Annotated in this window: 15 protein-coding genes; 6 read left to right on the top strand and 9 right to left on the bottom strand. The window is 63.2% G+C overall.

Annotated elements, in window-relative coordinates; all coding sequences use genetic code 11:
* Positions 1-96 precede the first annotated feature (96 nt).
* On the top strand, positions 97-1,098 hold the full coding sequence (locus tag D4A92_RS12655; RefSeq protein ID WP_203013647.1) for a hypothetical protein: 1,002 nt from the start codon (positions 97-99) through the stop codon (positions 1,096-1,098).
* 86 nt (positions 1,099-1,184) lie between these two features.
* Positions 1,185-2,120 carry a DUF1499 domain-containing protein gene (locus tag D4A92_RS12650; RefSeq protein ID WP_203013644.1) on the top strand — a complete coding sequence of 312 codons (936 nt, stop codon included), beginning with the start codon at positions 1,185-1,187 and terminating at the stop codon, positions 2,118-2,120.
* Between the two features lie 180 nt (positions 2,121-2,300).
* Here D4A92_RS12650 and D4A92_RS12645 read toward each other — a convergent pair whose 3' ends face one another.
* Together D4A92_RS12645 and D4A92_RS12640 are read right to left on the bottom strand one after the other, a co-directional pair.
* Positions 2,301-3,239 carry an MBL fold metallo-hydrolase gene (locus D4A92_RS12645; protein ID WP_203013641.1) on the bottom strand — a complete coding sequence of 313 codons (939 nt, stop codon included), beginning with the start codon at positions 3,237-3,239 and terminating at the stop codon, positions 2,301-2,303.
* Positions 3,236-3,532, bottom strand: a complete 297-nt coding sequence (locus D4A92_RS12640) for a cupin domain-containing protein (protein WP_203013638.1) — start codon at positions 3,530-3,532, stop codon at positions 3,236-3,238. The genes D4A92_RS12645 and D4A92_RS12640 overlap by 4 nt, the downstream gene beginning before the upstream one ends.
* A 207-nt stretch (positions 3,533-3,739) precedes the next feature.
* On the opposite strand from D4A92_RS12640, the gene D4A92_RS12635 reads away from it, so the two are divergent.
* Positions 3,740-4,024 (top strand): ribbon-helix-helix domain-containing protein, encoded by a 285-nt coding sequence (locus D4A92_RS12635; RefSeq protein ID WP_203013636.1) that lies wholly within the window; start codon positions 3,740-3,742, stop codon positions 4,022-4,024.
* A 22-nt stretch (positions 4,025-4,046) separates the two neighbouring features.
* Here the strand turns inward: D4A92_RS12635 and D4A92_RS12630 are convergent, their stop codons facing one another.
* The 3 genes from D4A92_RS12630 to ppdK form a co-directional block, all read right to left on the bottom strand.
* Positions 4,047-4,790: a hypothetical protein gene (locus D4A92_RS12630; protein WP_203013633.1), complete on the bottom strand. Its 744-nt coding sequence runs from the start codon at positions 4,788-4,790 to the stop codon at positions 4,047-4,049.
* A gap of 519 nt (positions 4,791-5,309) precedes the next feature.
* The gene (locus tag D4A92_RS12625) at positions 5,310-5,513 is read right to left on the bottom strand and encodes an addiction module antidote protein (RefSeq protein WP_246754109.1); all 204 of its coding nucleotides are present in this window, start codon (positions 5,511-5,513) and stop codon (positions 5,310-5,312) included.
* Positions 5,514-5,575: 62 nt separating this feature from the next.
* Positions 5,576-8,242, bottom strand: a complete 2,667-nt coding sequence (gene ppdK / locus D4A92_RS12620; RefSeq protein WP_203013630.1) for a pyruvate, phosphate dikinase — start codon at positions 8,240-8,242, stop codon at positions 5,576-5,578.
* A gap of 223 nt (positions 8,243-8,465) precedes the next feature.
* Between ppdK and D4A92_RS12615 the strand changes: the two genes are divergently transcribed.
* The 3 genes from D4A92_RS12615 (at position 8,466) to D4A92_RS12605 (ending at position 12,485) form a co-directional block, all read left to right on the top strand.
* On the top strand, positions 8,466-9,467 hold the full coding sequence (locus D4A92_RS12615) for a VOC family protein (RefSeq protein ID WP_203013627.1): 1,002 nt from the start codon (positions 8,466-8,468) through the stop codon (positions 9,465-9,467).
* A 154-nt stretch (positions 9,468-9,621) separates the two neighbouring features.
* The gene (locus D4A92_RS12610) at positions 9,622-10,935 is read left to right on the top strand and encodes an enoyl ACP reductase FabMG family protein (RefSeq protein WP_203019946.1); all 1,314 of its coding nucleotides are present in this window, start codon (positions 9,622-9,624) and stop codon (positions 10,933-10,935) included.
* 383 nt (positions 10,936-11,318) lie between these two features.
* Complete coding sequence (locus tag D4A92_RS12605) at positions 11,319-12,485, top strand: MFS transporter (protein ID WP_203013624.1); 1,167 nt, start codon at positions 11,319-11,321, stop codon at positions 12,483-12,485.
* Position 12,486: 1 nt separating this feature from the next.
* Here the strand turns inward: D4A92_RS12605 and D4A92_RS12600 are convergent, their stop codons facing one another.
* The 4 genes from D4A92_RS12600 to D4A92_RS12585 form a co-directional block, all read right to left on the bottom strand.
* Positions 12,487-12,921, bottom strand: coding sequence for an Ivy family c-type lysozyme inhibitor (locus D4A92_RS12600; RefSeq protein ID WP_203013621.1), 435 nt, complete (start codon positions 12,919-12,921; stop codon positions 12,487-12,489).
* Complete coding sequence (locus tag D4A92_RS12595) at positions 12,918-13,094, bottom strand: hypothetical protein (RefSeq protein ID WP_203013618.1); 177 nt, start codon at positions 13,092-13,094, stop codon at positions 12,918-12,920. The genes D4A92_RS12600 and D4A92_RS12595 overlap by 4 nt, the downstream gene beginning before the upstream one ends.
* Before the next feature lie 93 nt (positions 13,095-13,187).
* The gene (locus D4A92_RS12590) at positions 13,188-16,652 is read right to left on the bottom strand and encodes a chromosome segregation SMC family protein (protein ID WP_203013615.1); all 3,465 of its coding nucleotides are present in this window, start codon (positions 16,650-16,652) and stop codon (positions 13,188-13,190) included.
* Positions 16,653-16,733: 81 nt separating this feature from the next.
* Entirely contained in the window at positions 16,734-17,480 is a 747-nt protein-coding gene (locus tag D4A92_RS12585) for a DsbA family protein (RefSeq protein WP_203013614.1), read from the bottom strand.
* Positions 17,481-17,570: the final 90 nt, after the last annotated feature.

The following is a 17,570-nucleotide window of genomic DNA, read 5'->3' as shown; positions in this document are numbered from 1 at the left end:
TCACGAGAGAGTGCAGCGGCGAGCGGTGACAAATCAAGTCTCCTGTGAAATAGGCTGAGATGCCGCGACTTGGCCACGCGAGATCGGACCTTGGGCATGAAGAAGCAGAAGCACCCACACAGGAAATCGGGGCGGGCTGTCACGAAGAGCGGGCCTTCAGGGGCCGCCCGCAGCATGGCTCCCGACAAGGGTGGCGACGCCGTGATCCGCGAGACGGCTGTGGACGAGGTCACCGGGGGCAAACACACCGAGAGCAAGGCGAGCGCTGCTGCCGAACGCTTCCGCACCGGTGTTCGCACATCGGCGTTTCGGATCGCCTTTGCCGTGTTTCTCGCCGGTGTTCTCACGGTTGCAGGTTCGCTTGCCATTCCGCATGAATTTGCCTTCTTCGAGCTCGGCTATCTCTTCACGCTGTCGATCTACGACCTCGTGCTGGCCATGCTTGGCCTGTCAGTCGCCATCGGCATGGCCGGGCGGCGCAGCGAGGTCGTCGCGATTGTCGTCGCCTTTCTCGGCGTGATCACGCCGATGCTCCTCTTCTTCGACCCGATCTTCAGCGCCATCCTGCAGAGCCCGCTCGGGCACGAGCTCTTCCTGATCGCACCGATTGCCGTGATGCTGTCCGGTGTGGTCCTGTGGCTGCCGGCGCGGGTCCGCCGGATTGCAGCCCCGCTTGCGGCCGCTGTCGTCGGCTTCTCCTTCGCGCTGTTCATCGGGCTCGACGACTTCGGCATCGGCATCAAGGAATTCGCGTTCACCGCCGTCCTTGCCGCACTGTGGATCCTCGTGGTTCCCGGCTTGATGCTGCGCCCGTTCCGGGGCGCCTGGCTCACCATCCCGGCACGGATCATCGGTTCCTGGCTGATGGTGATCGCGGTCATCGTTACCGTCTCGCTCTACGTGCCGCTTTCACCCGATGCTCCGCCGCTGCCCGAGCTCCTTGATGACCCGTCGCTTGCGCCGCTCGATCCGGCGGTCGAGGACGGGCTGATGGAAGCGCCGGGGAGCTTCGATAGCCCCGTCGACGACAACGCCATTCCGCCACCGGAACTCGGGGACAATCCGCTGCTCGGCGGCGGGCGCAACCGCCAGCCGTGAAGCGACGCAGACCGCATTGCCAGTCGACGCCTTCAGCGTCAGCCGTTACAAGCGGTCATTGTCGCCTCTGATTCCGGTAGATCCTGATGCATATCCGCTATGACCGCCCGGTGTCCCGTTCCGCCTTTCTCGCGCGACGGCTGGCGCTGTTTTCGCTTGGCTTGCTGCTGATCGTCGTGCTGGCGCATCGCTTCGGGCCGCTTTCAACGCCGGATTTCGTGCTTTTGGTTCTGGCAACTGCGGTACCGGCGGCGCTTGCCGTTCCGCTTGCGCTTCTCGGCCTTGCCCGGCTCTGGCAGATCGGGGCGCTTGGGGGCGTGGCTTCCGCCTGGGCGCTGATCTATGCGGTCCTGCCGCTCGCTTTGCCCGGCTATGGCTATTACCTCTATGTCAGCAAGCCGAAGCTAACCGAGGTTTCCACCGATCTCGCCGACCGGCCGGCCTTCGTGTCCCTGCCGGATGCGCCGCAAAATCTCCTGCCCCGCCCTGCCCTGCCTGACAATGCCGGCGAAGCCCAGCTTGCCGCCTATCCGGGCTTGAACGGCCGGCGTTATGAAGGGGCAATCGACCGCGTTTATCAGGCGGTGCGCAAGGTGGCGACGGAGAACCGGCTGGTTGTGACGGCAAGCCGCGGCGAGGAATATGGCCTGCCGGCGCTGGAACTGCGGCCGACGACGGAAAGCCCGGTCGAGGCGGAAGCCGAGGGCGCAGTACCCGCTACCCAGGACGCGCTGCCGGAAAGCGGGCCGCTGCCCACCGCGCGCCCCGAGCCGAGCCTGCTCGTGCCGCTTTCCGACGGCGAACCGGAGGGGACGGCCCGACTGCAGTTTGCCACCCGCACACTGGTGCTCGGCCTGCCCTTCGATGCGGTGGTCCGGCTTCGCGAAGAAGCGGAAATGACGCTCGTCGACATCCGCGTCGCCTCCCGCTACGGGCCGCATGATCTCGGGATCAGCGACCGGATTGCGGAAGGTTTTCTGCATGCGCTGGACGCGGAACTGCTGGGGATTGCCGGGAACTGAGGCTGGCCTTGTGGCGCTTGGTACCCCCTGCCCTCCCGAGCCTGTCGAAGGGCGGGCATCTCCCCCACACGGGGGGAGAGCGGATGAACGCGGGCGCCGACAACAACCTCCACTCTCCCACCTGTGGGGGAGATGTCGGCGAAGCCGACAGAGGGGTGTAAGCCGAAGGCTCGTGACCTCTCAGCCCGGCCGATACTCTCCCGAGAGTTTCGGTGGGCCGTCCGTGGCGATCAGGCCCTTCTCCACCAGATCCTCGAGATGGGCGAGCACGGAGAGGGCTGCCGCCCCGTGCAGGCGCGGATCGGTTGAGGCATAGATGACCTTGACCATGTCGGGAATGAAGCGATCGCCTTGTCGAATGCGCTCCAGCACCGCGCGCTCGCGCATCAGACGGTGGGTGCGCAGCGCCCGGACGAAAGCGCGGGGCTCGCTGACCGGACCGCCGTGACCCGGCAGATAGAGCCGGTCATCGCGGGTCAGCAAGCGGTCGAGCGAGGCCATGTAGTCACTCATCGCACCATCGGGGGGCGCGACGATCGAGGTCGCCCAGGCCATGACGTGATCGGCGGAAAAGAGGATGCCGGTGTCTTCGAGCGCGAAGGCGGCATGGTTTGCCGTGTGGCCGGGTGTGTGCACGGCCGTCAGCCGCCAGCCGTCGCCTTCGACCGTCGCGCCATCGGCAAGTGCATGATCGGGGATGAAATCCGTATCGGAACTCTCGGCGAAGGGATTCACCTCGCCCTCGAGCAAGGGGCGCGACGGGCGATGCGGGCCCTCGGCAACGATCACGGCACCGGTCTCTTCTTTCAGGCGGCGGGCGAGCGGCGAATGATCGCGATGGGTGTGGCTGACGGCGATGTGGGTCACCTCACGGCCCTTAAGTGCCGCCATCAAGGCTTCGAAATGCGCGTCGATGTCCGGACCGGGATCGATGACGCAGACCGATTTTTGGCCAATGATATAGGTGTTGGTGCCGTGGAAGGTGAAGGGGCTGGGATTGGGCGCAGTCAGACGCTCGACGCCGTCTGCAACCGGCACCGCCCTCCCATGCTGCGGCTCGAAGGTGGTGACGAATTGCGGCACCACCTTCGAGCCCGTCTCGGCGTCCTTGCCGCTCATTTGTATTCGATCTCGATAAAGCTCATCGGCTGGTCGCCGCCATTGATGACATTGTGCTCGACGCCGGCATCGCGGCGATAGGCCTCACCGGCTTTGCTCGTCACGCGGCGCGAACCGTCGGCATCCTCGATCAGGAAATGGCATTCGGTGAGCGGCACGACGACATAGCCCAGCCCATGGGTGTGATGGCCTGTTGCAGCACCCGGCTCGAAATCCCAGCGGGTGATGCGGGTCACGGCATCGTCGAGGACCACGGTCGGGATGGCGGGCGGACGGGCGGAATAGCCAGGCATGGATGGGGACTCCGGGTGGGCGATGACGGGGCAACCTAGCCTGCGGGGGTGGCGGGGGCAATTGGGGGGATGCGGGGATGAAAAGAGCTTTCACATATGGAACGGTACCCCCCTCTGCCCTGCCGGGCATCTCCCCCACACGGGGGAGAGCGGGAGGACGGAGCTGGATGGCCTGAGATATGCTGCGCCCTGCCAGGAGGGATCCTCATGTCGAGACATGAGACAATGACCGTCACATTGCCAGGAGACCTCCTCGACCTGATTCGTGCCAAGGTGGCATCGGGCGACTATGCCGATGAAAGTCAGCTCGTTTCGGAGAGCTTAAGGCTGCTCGCGTCGAACGAGGACGCGCTGGAGGTGTGGCTTCGCGACGAGGTGGCGCCGACCTATGACCGGGCGATGGCCGAGCCCGGGAGTTTACTGGATCTAGACACAGTGTTCGATGGCATTCGCGAGGTTCTGCGAAGCGGCAAGGCTTCGGCTGGGGAATGAGATATCGGCTTCGCCTGACCCACTACTTGTCAGATAAGCTATCCAAACCGGCAGCTTTCAATATGGCTCTTTCGTGCCGCCGTTGTGCGTCTTTCCAATCACAATAAGCGCCAAACTCATTTACGAATCGGCGTTCATTGAACTCGGAATTTTCTTCAAATTGCGGTCGGTGAACTTCGAGTCTTGTCGTAAGCAGAACTCGATAGATGCATGCGGCCACGTGCAGCAGATGAACACCACTTTCAGTAAGGAGTTCACTCTGATCGACGTCATTACCGTGCAAGAATGAACTCCGAAGGGAGTCGATGCGGAAGTAGAGTGCGGACGCGACTGTCCGCGCCATTTGCTTTTTTCCACCCACCTGTTCAGATTTTGTTTTCAATAGCTCGCTACACCAATCCGCGCAGTCAAGTATGTCCATGACTTGCGTTTTCCCGGAGCCACCGCCGGGGCCTGGATGAACAAGAATCTCGCATGCACTTACCCATAGCGAAATTAGGCGACCGACATCGTAGAATGTTGCCTCCAAGCCGCCGGGCATCATGCACGCTTGGTACGCCATATTGAGCGAACGAAAAAGTGCCCGATCCTCCCAAGACACATCCTCCTCTCGGAAGCGACTAGTCCACCGGAGAGAAAGTTGGGTGAAAAGAGGCCCATCAATGTCACTTTGGCCGATTTCGTTGGGGCTAAAACCTGCAAAGGATTGACCTCGGAATTCATCTACATGGTGCATACCCATCATCGACGGTGTATTGGCGATCAAATACGTGCCATTCCTGTCAATCATCCATGGATAGAATAACAGTTATTCAGCCCAAATTGGGCGCCGCATACTGGCACTATGACTGACCAAAACGGCACGCCCACTTGTCAGGGTCGAAGCTGCCATAGCGTCTCGAAAGCCGCCAATTGCCGCAGTAGTCCGGTAGATTTCTGGAGTGCCTTCCCGGACGAGAAGTACGGCCGGCGAGATTTTCTGGCCAAACGCATCCGTAAACTTGTCCAAGAAAATACCCAGCCTCGGATGCTGTGCGATAGCCGCAATCACCCTCATGTCAGAGGGAGGGCAAAGGGCAACGTTCTCCATTTCAAGAGGCTCACGCATTTGAGCGTTGGGCAGAACCACAATGGGCAACCAATCAATCATGGTATTTTTTCGTTTTCTAACTTAGGTGCAGAGCATATGGCGTCTGCGCGACGGCGCGATCCGTTTCTTATGCGTCACTGGTCTGACTTCACCCTGGAAAAGATTGATCGGAATTCAGAACGACCGCAAAACCCCTCACCCCGCCACATCCGCCGCCAGCGAAATCCCCAGCGCCTTCATCACCGCAAGCGTCGTCTTGAGGGTCGGATTACCCTCGCTCGAAAGCTCAGCCACCTCGGCAACTCCGGCCATTCCTTTAGCCCGGGCAACGACACCGAGTGCATGTGCAATGTATGCGGCATCTTCGGTCCCCAGCGCTCCGTTAACGAACGCGGCGATGGCTTCCGGTGAAGTGAGGCCTTCGGCTGGATCTTAGTCAGAAACAATCTCAGCCATGCCCCTCACCCCCGCGCCTTGATCGCCGCCTGGGCCGCCGCGAGCCGCGCGATCGGCACGCGGAACGGCGAGCACGAGACGTAATCCAGGCCGACATCCTCGCAGAAGTGGATCGAGGTCGGGTCGCCGCCGTGTTCGCCGCAGATGCCGAGTTTCATGTCGGGGCGGGTTTTGCGGCCGCGTTCGGCGGCGATGCGGATGAGTTCGCCGACGCCGTCGAAATCGAGCGACACGAAGGGGTCCTGGATGATGATGCCCTTCTTCTGGTAGGTCGGGATGAAGCGGGCGGCGTCGTCGCGGGACATGCCGAAGGTGGTCTGGGTCAGGTCGTTGGTGCCGAAGGAAAAGAATTCGGCGGCTTCCGCGATGATATGGGCGCGGATGGCGGCGCGCGGCAGCTCGATCATGGTGCCGACGAGATAGGAGATCTCGAGTTCGGCTTCCCCCATGACTTCCTTTGCGACACGGTCGATGACGGCCTTCACGTAGTCGAGCTCTGAGCGCAGGCCGACGAGCGGAACCATGATTTCCGGCACGACCGGGGCGCCGGTTTCCCGGGCCGCAGCAACAGCGGCCTCGAAAATGGCGCGGGCCTGCATTTCGGCGATCTCGGGATAGGAGATGGCGAGCCGGCAGCCGCGATGGCCGAGCATGGGGTTGAACTCGTGCAGCGCGTCGATGCGGCGGCGCATAAAGCCGGGTTCGAGGCCCATGGCGTTTGCCACTTCCTCGATCTCGTCATCGCTCTTCGGCAGGAATTCGTGCAGCGGCGGGTCGAGCATGCGGATCGTCACCGGCAGGCCATGCATGATGGTGAAGAGCTCGGTGAAGTCAGAGCGCTGCATGGGGAGCAGCTTGTCGAGCGCCGCGCGGCGGCCGGCTTCGTCTTCGGCGAGGATCATCTCGCGCATCACATGGATCCGCTCACCCTCGAAGAACATGTGTTCGGTGCGGCACAACCCGATGCCTTCGGCGCCGAAGGAGCGGGCGGCGCGGGCGTCGGCGGGCGTGTCGGCATTAGTGCGCACCGTCATGCGGCGGGTGCTGTCGGCCCATTGCATAAGCTTTGCAAAATCGCCCGAGAGTTCGGGCTGCAGCATGGGCACCTCGCCCTTCAGCACCTGGCCGGAGGAGCCGTCGATGGTGACGATGTCGCCCTTCCCCAGCGTCACGCCCATGCCGATGAGCTTTTCGTTGCGCAGGTCGACGCGCATGGTGCCGGCGCCGGAGACGCAAGGGATGCCCATGCCACGGGCAACCACGGCGGCGTGGCTGGTCATGCCGCCACGGGTCGTCAAAATGCCTTGGGCTGCATGCATGCCGTGGATGTCTTCGGGGCTCGTCTCGACGCGCACCAGGATGACCTTCCGGCCCTCGCTCTCCGCCTCGACCGCCTCTTCGGCGGTAAAGACGATGGCGCCGGTTGCCGCCCCCGGCGAGGCGGGAAGTCCCGAGCCGATGACATGGCGGGTGACCCGCGGATCGATGGTCGGGTGCAGCAGCTGGTCGAGCGATGAGGGCTCGATTCGCATCACCGCCTCTTCCTCCGAGATCAGCCCTTCCGCCACCATGTCGACGGCGATCTTCATCGCGGCCTTGGTCGTGCGCTTGCCCGACCGGGCCTGCAGCATCCAGAGCTTACCGCGCTCGATGGTGAATTCGAGATCCTGCATATCACGGTAATGGGATTCGAGCCGGTCACAGATCGCCTGGAATTCGGCGAAGGCCTCCGGCATCAGCTTTTCGAGCGAGGGCTTGTCGGAGCCACTGTCGATGCGGGCCGCCTCGGTGATCGATTGCGGCGTGCGGATGCCGGCAACGACGTCTTCGCCCTGCGCATTGACGAGGAACTCGCCGTAGAGCTCTCGTGCCCCGGTCGAGGGATTGCGGGTGAAGGCTACACCGGTGGCCGAGGTCGAACCAAGATTGCCGAAAACCATGGTCTGCACGGTAACAGACGTGCCCCAGCCTTCCGGGATCGAATGCAGCAAACGATAGGTCTGGGCGCGCGGGTTCATCCAGCTGGAAAAGACAGCGCCGATCGCGCCCCAGAGCTGGACATGCGGATCCTGCGGAAAGGGCTCGCCGAGTTCCTGCTCCAGCACTTCCTTGTAGAGTTTCACGACATGCTGCCACTCGGAGGCCGAGAGATCGGTGTCGAGTTCGTGGCCGAGCCTTGCCTTCTCGTCTTCGAGGATTTCCTCGAAGACCTCGTGGTCGAGGCCCATGACGACATCGCCATACATCTGGATGAAACGGCGATAGCTGTCCCAGGCGAAACGGGCGTCGCCCGAGTGCTCCGCGAGCGCCTCGACCGTGTGGTCGTTGAGGCCGAGATTGAGGACGGTGTCCATCATACCGGGCATGGAGGTGCGCGAGCCGGAACGGACGGACAGGAGAAGCGGCTGGCTGGTGTCGCCAAAGGCGCGGCCGGTGGCGGCCTCGATGCCGGATATGCCGTGGAGAACCTGGGTCTTCAGTTCGTCGGCGAGCGTCTTTCCACTTTTGTAGAAAAGGCCACAAGCATCTGACACGATCGTGAGGCCGGGCGGAACAGGCAGGCCAAGCGCCGCCATTTCGGCGAGATTGGCCCCCTTGCCTCCCAGCTGCTCGATCTCGGCCCTACTCCCCTCGGCCGCTCCTCCGCCGAAGGTGTAAACCCACTTGCGCATTGCCCTCTCCACCCGAACAGGCTTGTTTTTCCACCGTTTACAGCAATTGTGACGGATTGGAAATGTTCAACAGACAAGTTTATGCTGCAATGCATCATAATTGCGGCAGATCTCGCCTCGAAGGCTCACGCGGATGTGAAACTGCGTGGAGAGACGTGAAACACGGATTTCGAGACGGCATTGTAAGCAAGACCTACAAGTGCGGGCGTAGATGGGGACCAGAATGACTGTTCATTGGACGCGGCGCCAGCTTTTGCGGCTGGCCGGGACGGCAACGCTGACGGGGGCGCTCACCGGTGCGCTAAGGGCGGAGGGGATCGAGACCCAGACCGCCCTTCCGGCCGCACAGACGCCGCATCTGCCTTTCGGTCTGACGCGACCGGTGCATGTCGGCGAGGTTTGCCTGCGGGCGAAAGATGTCGCGCGGCTGAAGGCCTATTACACCAGCATGCTGGGGCTCGACGTGCTGACGGATGCGCCCGATGCCGTGACGCTCGGGGCCGGCGGGACGCCACTCCTGCATATCCTGGCCCGGCCGGATGCGACGCCCGAGGCTCCGGGCCAGGCCGGCCTTTATCACACCGCCTTCCTGATGCCTGACCGTGCCGATCTCGCCCGCTGGCTGGTGCATGTGGCCCGCAGCCAAATTCCGCTCACTGGCTTTGCCGATCACTCGGTGTCGGAGGCCGTCTATCTGACGGATCCCGAGGGCAATGGCGTCGAGGTCTATAGCGATCGCCCGCAGGAGACCTGGCTCTGGGCCGGCAACACGGTCACCATGGGCAGCAAGGAACTGAACATCGACGACATCTTCCTCAAGACGCAGACGCGCACGGACCGCGACGAGTATACGACCGTGCCGGCCGGGCTGCGGATCGGCCATATCCATCTGAGGGTCGGCGGGCTGGAAACGGCGCGCGGCTTTTATGCCGATGGGCTCGGCCTCGATGTTGTGGCCGGCAGCGACGAGCGTGGCGCGACCTTCCTGTCGTCCGGCCGCTATCACCACCATATCGGCGCCAATATCTGGGAAAGCCGGGATGCCGGCCCGCGTCAGGACGCCATGACCGGGCTCGACTGGTTCTCGCTGCACACGAGTGATCAGGCGATCCTCGAGGGGCGCCGCGCGGATCTTCAGGCGAAGGGCTTTGCCGTCAGCGCCATCGAAGGCGGGTTCGAGGCACTGGATCCCTGGGGTACGAGGGTTCGGCTGCTGCTGGTTTGACGTGCCAGGACCCGGAAATTGTTACAGGGTCATCACGCAATGCAATAAACGGTCACGCAAAATGACCAGACAAATCAATTGAGGGTGATGCGTTCAGGGCCAGCGTTTGCTAGGTGGCATTCTAGTAAATTGTAATCCGGAATCAAAAATGACCCTGACCAGCCCGGTTTCACTGACTGAGATCCCGCAGAACAACCTTTACCGCAAGGGCGACGTGTTTGTTCTCTTCGGCGAATTGTTCGGCCGGGGCTACGTCACGGGCCTGCTCGACCAGGCCAAGAAAGCCGGCATGGAGATCATCGGAATCACCGTCGGTCGCCGTGACGAGAACAACAAGCTGCGTCCGCTGACCGAAGAAGAGCTCGCCCAGGCGGAGGCCAATCTCGGTGGCCGGATCATCAACCTTCCCGCCATGGCCGGCTTCGATCTCGACGCGCCGGAAGGCGAGAAGACGCCGACGGACCTGCTTGCTACGCTGACGCTGGAAAACTGGGAAACGGAAAAGCTCGACTGGGCGCATATCGAAAAGTGCCGTCAGGTTGGCGTCAAGCGTTTCCAGGATGCCGTTGCCAAGATCATGGACGAGCTGGAAGGCATGATTGCCGATGGCCGGAATGTGCACTTCGCCCACACCATGGCCGGCGGCATTCCGAAGGCCAAGGTCTTCCTCGTTCTGGCAAACCGCATCTACAAGGGCCGTGGCGCGCGCCACATGTCTTCGCAGGTGCTGCTCGACAGCGATCTCGGCAAGCTCATCCTGCAGAACTTCGACGAAGTCTCGGCCAATACTTTCCGCCACCTGATCGAAGGCAGTGCCGCGATCCGCGCCCGCATCGAAAAGAGCGGCGGCCAGGTGCGTTACTCGGCCTATGGCTATCACGGCACGGGCATCCTGATCGGCGACGAATATCGCTGGCAAACCTACACGAACTACACCCAGGGCTATGCCAAGATGAGGCTCGAGGCGATCGCCGAAGAGGCTTACGCTTCCGGCATCAAGGCGACCGTCTTCAACTGCCCCGAGATCCGCACCAATTCGTCTGATGTCTTTGCCGGCATCGAGCTGCCGCTTCTGCCGCTTCTGAAGGCCTTGAAGAAGGAAAATCCCGGCGCCCGCGCCGAGAAGATCTGGGCGGATTGCGAAGCCCTTCTCGTCGAGGGTGTCACCGTCGATGACGTGCTCCAGAAGATCGCCGACTTCCAGGTCAGCGATGTGATGAAGCCGTTCTACGACTTCAACAACTGGCCGATGCCCAACAGCCAGGGCCAGTCCGACATCACCATCGGCACCTCGCAAGAAATCGCCCAGATGCACAAGGACGGCAAGGCGCTGATCTCGGACTATCTGAGCGTGCTCGTGGTCGAGGCAACCGGCGCGCTGATCTTTGGCGAAATGGCCAACCCGTCTGCGCCAGTGCTCTGGCTCAACCACGATGTGGTCGCGCAGCAGATCAACAAGGCCGGCTGAGCGGGCGAAGCGAATAGCGAATAGCGAATAGCGAATAGGCGGTAGCCAATAGGACGATGCCTGGAGCTTGCTTCCGGCATTTTCTTTTCGGTGGATCGTCATCCTCGGGCTTGTCCCGAGGATCTACTGCCGTTGCTATTGGCTCGACGTTTGGAACCTTCCCTAAGCGTCACCTTCCTGGCCACCCTTGGCAGATCCTCGGCACAGGGCCGAGGATGACGGCGCTTATGGGGCATGCCCCCTGCCCGTCAGATGTCTCGGCGTACAGCGCCACACAACAGGCTTTTTCCGGGGGCGAACCGATCGGCGTCTGGCGTCACTGGACTTGCCCGACGAATGCTGGCACGCCGTTGACTGGTCATCAGACAAATCGAGTCTCCCCGATGCATTTCCAGCCGCAGTACCGCGTCTATATCGCCTTCTTCCTGTTTGCCATGTCGACCGGCTCGCTGTTCTCGCGGCTGCCGGACCTGCAGGTGCAACTCGGGGTGAATAAGGCCGAACTCGGCATGACGCTGATCGGCATGGCGATCGGCTCGCTGATCTCGCTGACACTGTCTTCGCCCATCATCGTGCGGCTCGGTTCGCGCACGACGCTCGCCATCTGCCTGCTCGGGGTGATGGCGCTCTTGTCCCTCATCCCGTTGCTGCCCTCCGCACCCTTCGTCTTTGCGACCCTTTTCCTCATGGGCCTGCTCGCCGGCGCGCTGGAGATCTGCCTCAATGTTGAGATCGGCCGTATCGAGGCGCAGGCAGGTTTCGGCATCATGAACCGCGCGCATGGCTGCTGGAGCCTCGGATTCTTCGTCACCGCGATCACGGCCTCATTGGTGCGCCAGGCTGGGATCAGCATGCAGATGCATATGCATGTGCTGCTCGGGCTGATGTTCGTCATCGGTGCTGTTACAATCGCCGGCATGAAGAACGCCCCTGTCCTCACCACCGCAGGTGCAGAGGACAAGGCACCGCATTTTGCGCTGCCGACCTTGGCGCTGCTGCCGCTTTGCATCATCGGCACCTCGGCCTTCCTGATCGAGGGGGCCGGCATCGACTGGTCGACGATCTACATGGAAGAGGTCTTCGACGTCTCGCCCTTCATCTCCGGTTCTGGACTGACGCTGTTTGCCTTCTTCATGGCACTGGCGCGCCTCACCGTCGATCCGGTGGTCGATCGCCACGGGGCGCGGCTCGTGGGCCGTGTGCTCCTGTCGGTGGCGGCACTGGGTATCGCCATGGCGTGGATTGCGCCGTCTCCGACGCTGGCCCTTTTCGGCTTCGCGCTGATGGGCGCCGGCTGCAGCGCCGTCTATCCGATGGCGGTCTCGGCCGCTGCCCAGCGCACCGACAGACCGGCCGTGATCAATGTCGCGGCGATCGCCCAGATGGCCTTTGTCGTGTTCTTCCTCGGACCGCCGCTGCTCGGCTTCGTGGCCGAGGCCTTCGGCATCCGCAACGCCTATCTCGTCTGCCTGCCGCTGGTGCTCGGATCGATCCTGGCGAGCGGCGCGCTGCCGGTGGGGCCTGCTCGGCGCAAGAAGCTGGCGGCTTGATTCAGGGGCGCGCCAGAAACGTCAATTCCTCCGGTGTCGGATCGCCGAAGATCTTGATGCCAAGCTTGGCATCGGAGACGTAAAGCAGGGCTCGCTTGCCGTCTTCGGAGTAAAGCACGCGGATCCAGCTTGTTTCGCAGGTCCGCGGCTCGCAGGCGCGGAAGAGTTGCATGCGCTTGTCCTTGACCGCGACCTCCTCGGAGGCGAGCGCGACGTAACGCGGCTGGCGCACCAGGGCGCGCACCCAGAAAGGCAGACCCGGCTGGCCCTTGATCATCTCCATCAGGCTGTCGCGATGAGCCGGCGAGGCCGCAAGCACGCTCGGCAGGTAGTTGCCGGCGAGCGAGGTGGACGCGGTTTGGGCATGGAGGGGGGCGGCGCTCAGAAGGAGCACTGCGAGAAGAGCAAGCTGGGTCGAGAAACGGTTTAACTTCACGCCGCCTTCTCCGTCACCGGAAAATGAAGAGCCTCATAGCCTTCGATGAGCGCAACTAAGCGGTCGAATTCCAGCGCTTCTGCGGTGCCGTCTTCAGGCTCATGGTCGAAAAACGGGCGGACCGCCGAGAGCGCCGTTCGATAATCGCTGTCGTTGGAGATCTCTTTCAACATGGCTCGCTGCACCTCGACAGAATAACCTGTACCGTAAAACCATCACATGCATCGATTGTACTTGCATCGGCCGATGGTCGGCAACCGGCCGGCTTACACCAGCTCCCTCTCGCGCAGCGCCTCCGCGGTCTGCAGGTCGACGGAGACGAGCTGGGACACACCCTGCTCGGCCATCGTCACCCCGAAGAGGCGGTTCATGCGAGCCATGGTGATGGGGTTGTGGGTGATGATGACGAAGCGGGTCTCGGTGGAGGCGGCCATTTCGTCCATCAGATTGCAGTAGCGCTCGACATTGTGGTCGTCGAGCGGCGCGTCCACTTCGTCCAGCACGCAGATCGGCGCCGGGTTGGTGAGAAACACCGCGAAAATCAGAGCCATGGCGGTCAGCGCCTGTTCGCCGCCCGAGAGCAGCGTCATGGTCTGCGGCTTCTTGCCCGGCGGGCGGGCGAGAATTTCGAGGCCGGCTTCAAGCGGGTCGTCGCTTTCGATCAGCTGCAGTTCGGCCGTGCCGCCGTTGAACAGGTGGGTGAAGAGGCGCTGGAACTGGGCGTTGACGACGTCGAAGGCGGCGATAAGCCGTTCGCGGCCCTCGCGGTTGAGGCTCTGGATGGCGCCACGCAGCTTGCGGATCGCGTCTATGATGTCGTCGCGCTCCTTGATGAGGGCGGCGAGCTTGTCGGACAGTTCCTTCTGCTCTTCCTCGGCGCGCAGGTTGACGGCGCCGAGCCGCTCGCGCTCCATCTTCAGCCGATCGAGATTGCGCTCGACCTCGCGCAGGTCGCCGATCTCGGAGGGATCTTTAAGGCCGGTCAGGCGGAAAGCGTCATGAGGGCCGACATTCAGCGTGTCACCGATACGGGTCTCAGCCTCGATGCGCCATTCGCGGGCAGAGACCAGGCGCTCCTCGGCGCGGCCGCGCTTTTCTCTGCTTTCAGCAAGTTCAGCAAGGGCGGCTGCCGCCTTCTGATCGGCCTCGCGCTGGCGGGTCTCGGCTTCCACCAAACGGTCGGCGGCGTCGCGGCGGTCCTTCTCGGCCTTGTCGAGGGCGGTCATCAGATTGCGGCGCTTATCCTCGAATTCGTCGGGGGCCATTTCGAGATCGGTGATCTCCTCGCGGGCCTCGGCCTCGCGCTCGCGCAGCGTCGCGATGTGTTCCTCGGCGGATTTCGCGCGGTTCTGCCAGTTCTGCTTTTCCTGGCGAATGGAAAGAATGCGGCGGCGGCGCATCTCGTCTTCGCGGGCGAGCCCTTCGAAACGGGCGCGCGCTTCGGCAAGAAGGCCACGATCGCGGGCGACAATAGCCTCGGCCTCGCGCAGGCGGGCGTCGAGGGCAGAGAGGTCGGGCGTCTCCTCCATCTCTACACGGGCGGTTTCCTCCTGCTCGACGATCTCCTCGATCTGGGCCTTCAAGCCATTCACCGCCTCCTCGATCACCTCGCGGCGGCGGATGAGATCGCCCGAGGCGCGTTCGGCCTGGGCGAGCGCATCGCGGGCTTCGGCCAGGCTTCGGACCGTCAGGCGGCTGCGGTCGCGGGCATCGGTTAGGCGGGCTTCCTCGGCGCGGATGGCATCGGCGGCTTCGCTCAAGCGATCCTCGGCCTCGACCATCTGGTCGCGGGCTTCCTCGGTTTCGATCTCGATTTCGGAGAGACGGTTCTTCTGTGCCAGGCGGAGGGCTGCGGCACTCGGGGCATCGGCACCGGTGACATGGCCGTCCCAGCGATAGACGGCACCGTCGCGGGTGACGAGCCGCTGGCCGGGGGCGAGGCTTGCCATCAGGCGGAGAGCGTCGGTTTCCTCGACCACGCCGATCTGGCGCAGCGCACGGGTGAGTGCCGCCGGTGCGCGGACATGGGCAATGAGGGGCTTGGCGCCCGTCGGCAGGGCCGGATCCCCTGCCCCATCGCCATTGCCGTGCCAATGGGCGGGGGCGGATTGGTCGAGCGCGCTGTCGAGATCGTCGCCGAGGGCAGCGCCCAGGGCGGTTTCATAGCCGCGATCAACCGAGAGTTCGTCGGCGACGGGCGGAAAATCACCCGTCGTGGTGGAGGCCAGAATGCGGGCGATGGTGCGCGCTTCGGTCTCCAGCCCGTTGACGCGGGCGCGCGCGGCCTCAAGCGGCTGGCGCAGATGGCCTTCGGTGCGGCGGGCCTCATTGAGGGCAGCCTCGGCTTCCATGGCCGCACTTTCGGCATCGGCAACCGCCTGTTCGGCGATCTCGACCATTTCGCGCTTTTCGTCCGGATCGGGGAGAGCGGCGATGCGGTCGGAGATGTCGGAGAGTTCACGCGAGGCTTCCGACACCTGGCGCTCCAGGCGAGCGCGGCGCTCCGTCAGATCGCGGATCGCGCGTTCCAGCTGGTTGCGACCGGCAGCGGCTTCGGCGCGTTCGGCGGTGAGCCTTGTGAAATCGCGTTCGCTGTCGGCGAGCGTTGCGGCGGCGGCTTCGAAAGCTTCCTTTGCCTCTTCACCGAAGCGGCCGGCATCGGCGAGAATTTCCTCGAGTTCCGCCTCTTCTTCGGCGAGCCGCTGGATGACCTCGGCATTTTCCGACACGAGGCGCTCTTCGCGGCGGATGTCCTCGTCGAGCTGGGCGAGGCGGCGGGTGAGTTCATCGCGGCGGCGAAGGATACGGTTGGCTTCCTCGTCGAGCTGGCTACGGGCGATCTGCAGGCGCTGGAGAGCTGCGGCGGCCTTCGCCTCCTCCTCGCGCAGTTCCGGCATCTTGAGGCTCGCCACGGCCTGGAGCTTGGCCGCCTCCATCTGGTGGTTCGCCTTTTCGGCAACCGTAGACATGGCCTGGTTCAGGGCGCTTTCCGCCTCGCCCTCCGCCTGCTTGGCCTGCGACCAGCGGATGTGCAGGAGCATGGCATCATGGGCGCGGATGTCGGCAGACAGCTGCTTGAAGCGGTTGGCCTGTCGGGCCTGGCGCTTCAGGCTCTCGATCTGGCTTTCCAGCTGGGCGGTGATGTCTTCCAGGCGCTCCAGATTGGTTTCCGCCGCGCGCAGCCTGAGTTCCGCCTCATGACGGCGGGAGTGCAGGCCGGAAATGCCGGCGGCCTCTTCGAGCAATTGCCGGCGGGCCTGAGGCTTGGCTGAAATCAGTTCGCCGATACGCCCCTGGCCGACCATCGAGGGCGAGCGGGCACCGGTCGAGGCATCTGCGAAGAGAAGCTGCACATCCTTGGCGCGGGCTTCCTTGCCGTTGATGCGATAAACTGAGCCATTGCCGCGCTCGATGCGGCGGGTCACCTGGATTTCATCGGCATCGTTGAAGGCGGCTGGGGCCGTGCGGTCGGAATTGTCGAGGTGGAGGCCGACTTCGGCGGAGTTGCGGGCGGGGCGGTTGCCGGAGCCCGAGAAGATGACGTCGTCCATGCCGGAGGCGCGCATGTTCTTGTAGGAGTTCTCGCCCATCACCCAGCGCAGGGCCTCGACGAGGTTCGACTTGCCGCAGCCATTCGGCCCGACAATGCCGGTGAGGCCCCGTTCGATGACGAATTCGGAGGGTTCGACGAAGGACTTGAAGCCAACGACGCGCAGGCGGTTGAATTTCATGGCGCCACCCACCCGCGAAGAAACGCACGAAAAACGGGCGCACGGGTTTCCCCGGCGCCCGTCGTCAGAACGGATCGTCGATCAGAGCATGCTGTCGATGAGGGCCGACATGGAGTCAACCGACATGTCCCCCGAATAGGCCTTGCCATTGATCAGGAAGGTCGGCGTCGACTGGACACCGAATTCCTGGGCGCCGCGGTCGCGGACTGCCGACACATCACCGGCAAGCTGGGCGTTCGTCAAGCAGGCGTCGAAGCTCTCCTGTGTAAAACCGGCAAGCTTGGACATTTGCAGCATAGCATTGCGCACGTCGCCGTCAGCCGGCGCCGCCCAGGCGGACTGCTGCTTGAGAAGCGTGGAGACGAAGGGGAAGTAGCGCTCTTCGGTCGTGCAGCGGGCCAGCATGAAGGCCGCCAGCGATGCGGTGTCCTGCGGGAACGGGAATTCGCGCACGATGAAATAGACCTTGCCGGTGTCGACATAGCGCGTCTTGATTTCGTCGAAGGTGCGGACGTGGAAGTTTGCACAATGCGAGCAGGTCATCGACATGTATTCGATGATCTTGACCGGCGCATTCGGGTCGCCGAGGGCCATTTCCTTGAGCGGACCGGGCTTCAATGCCTCTTCCATGTCGACGTCGCGATCCGCAGTCGGGATCTGGGCAGAGGTCGTCGAGGCCGTGGTCTCGTTGCTGACGGCGGGTTTGGGCTCGGCACTGGCGGCCTTGTCTTCTGCGTCGCTGCAGGCAGTGAGCGCGAAGCCGACGGCGGCAATGGCGATACCGCCGAGGAGGCGGCGCTTGGTGATCGAGAGTTCGGATGTCGACATGGGTCAGTTACCTGCGTTGCAAGGATCTTGGATGGCTTCACCGTTATAACGGCAAAAGGCGCCAAACAAGGCAGGCTCCCCCCTGAAAAA

The organism is Rhizobium rosettiformans (assembly GCF_016806065.1).
Taxonomy (GTDB): domain Bacteria; phylum Pseudomonadota; class Alphaproteobacteria; order Rhizobiales; family Rhizobiaceae; genus Allorhizobium.
Note: the sequence above shows the minus strand (reverse complement) of the source record. Positions and strands in the feature narration are given on the sequence as shown.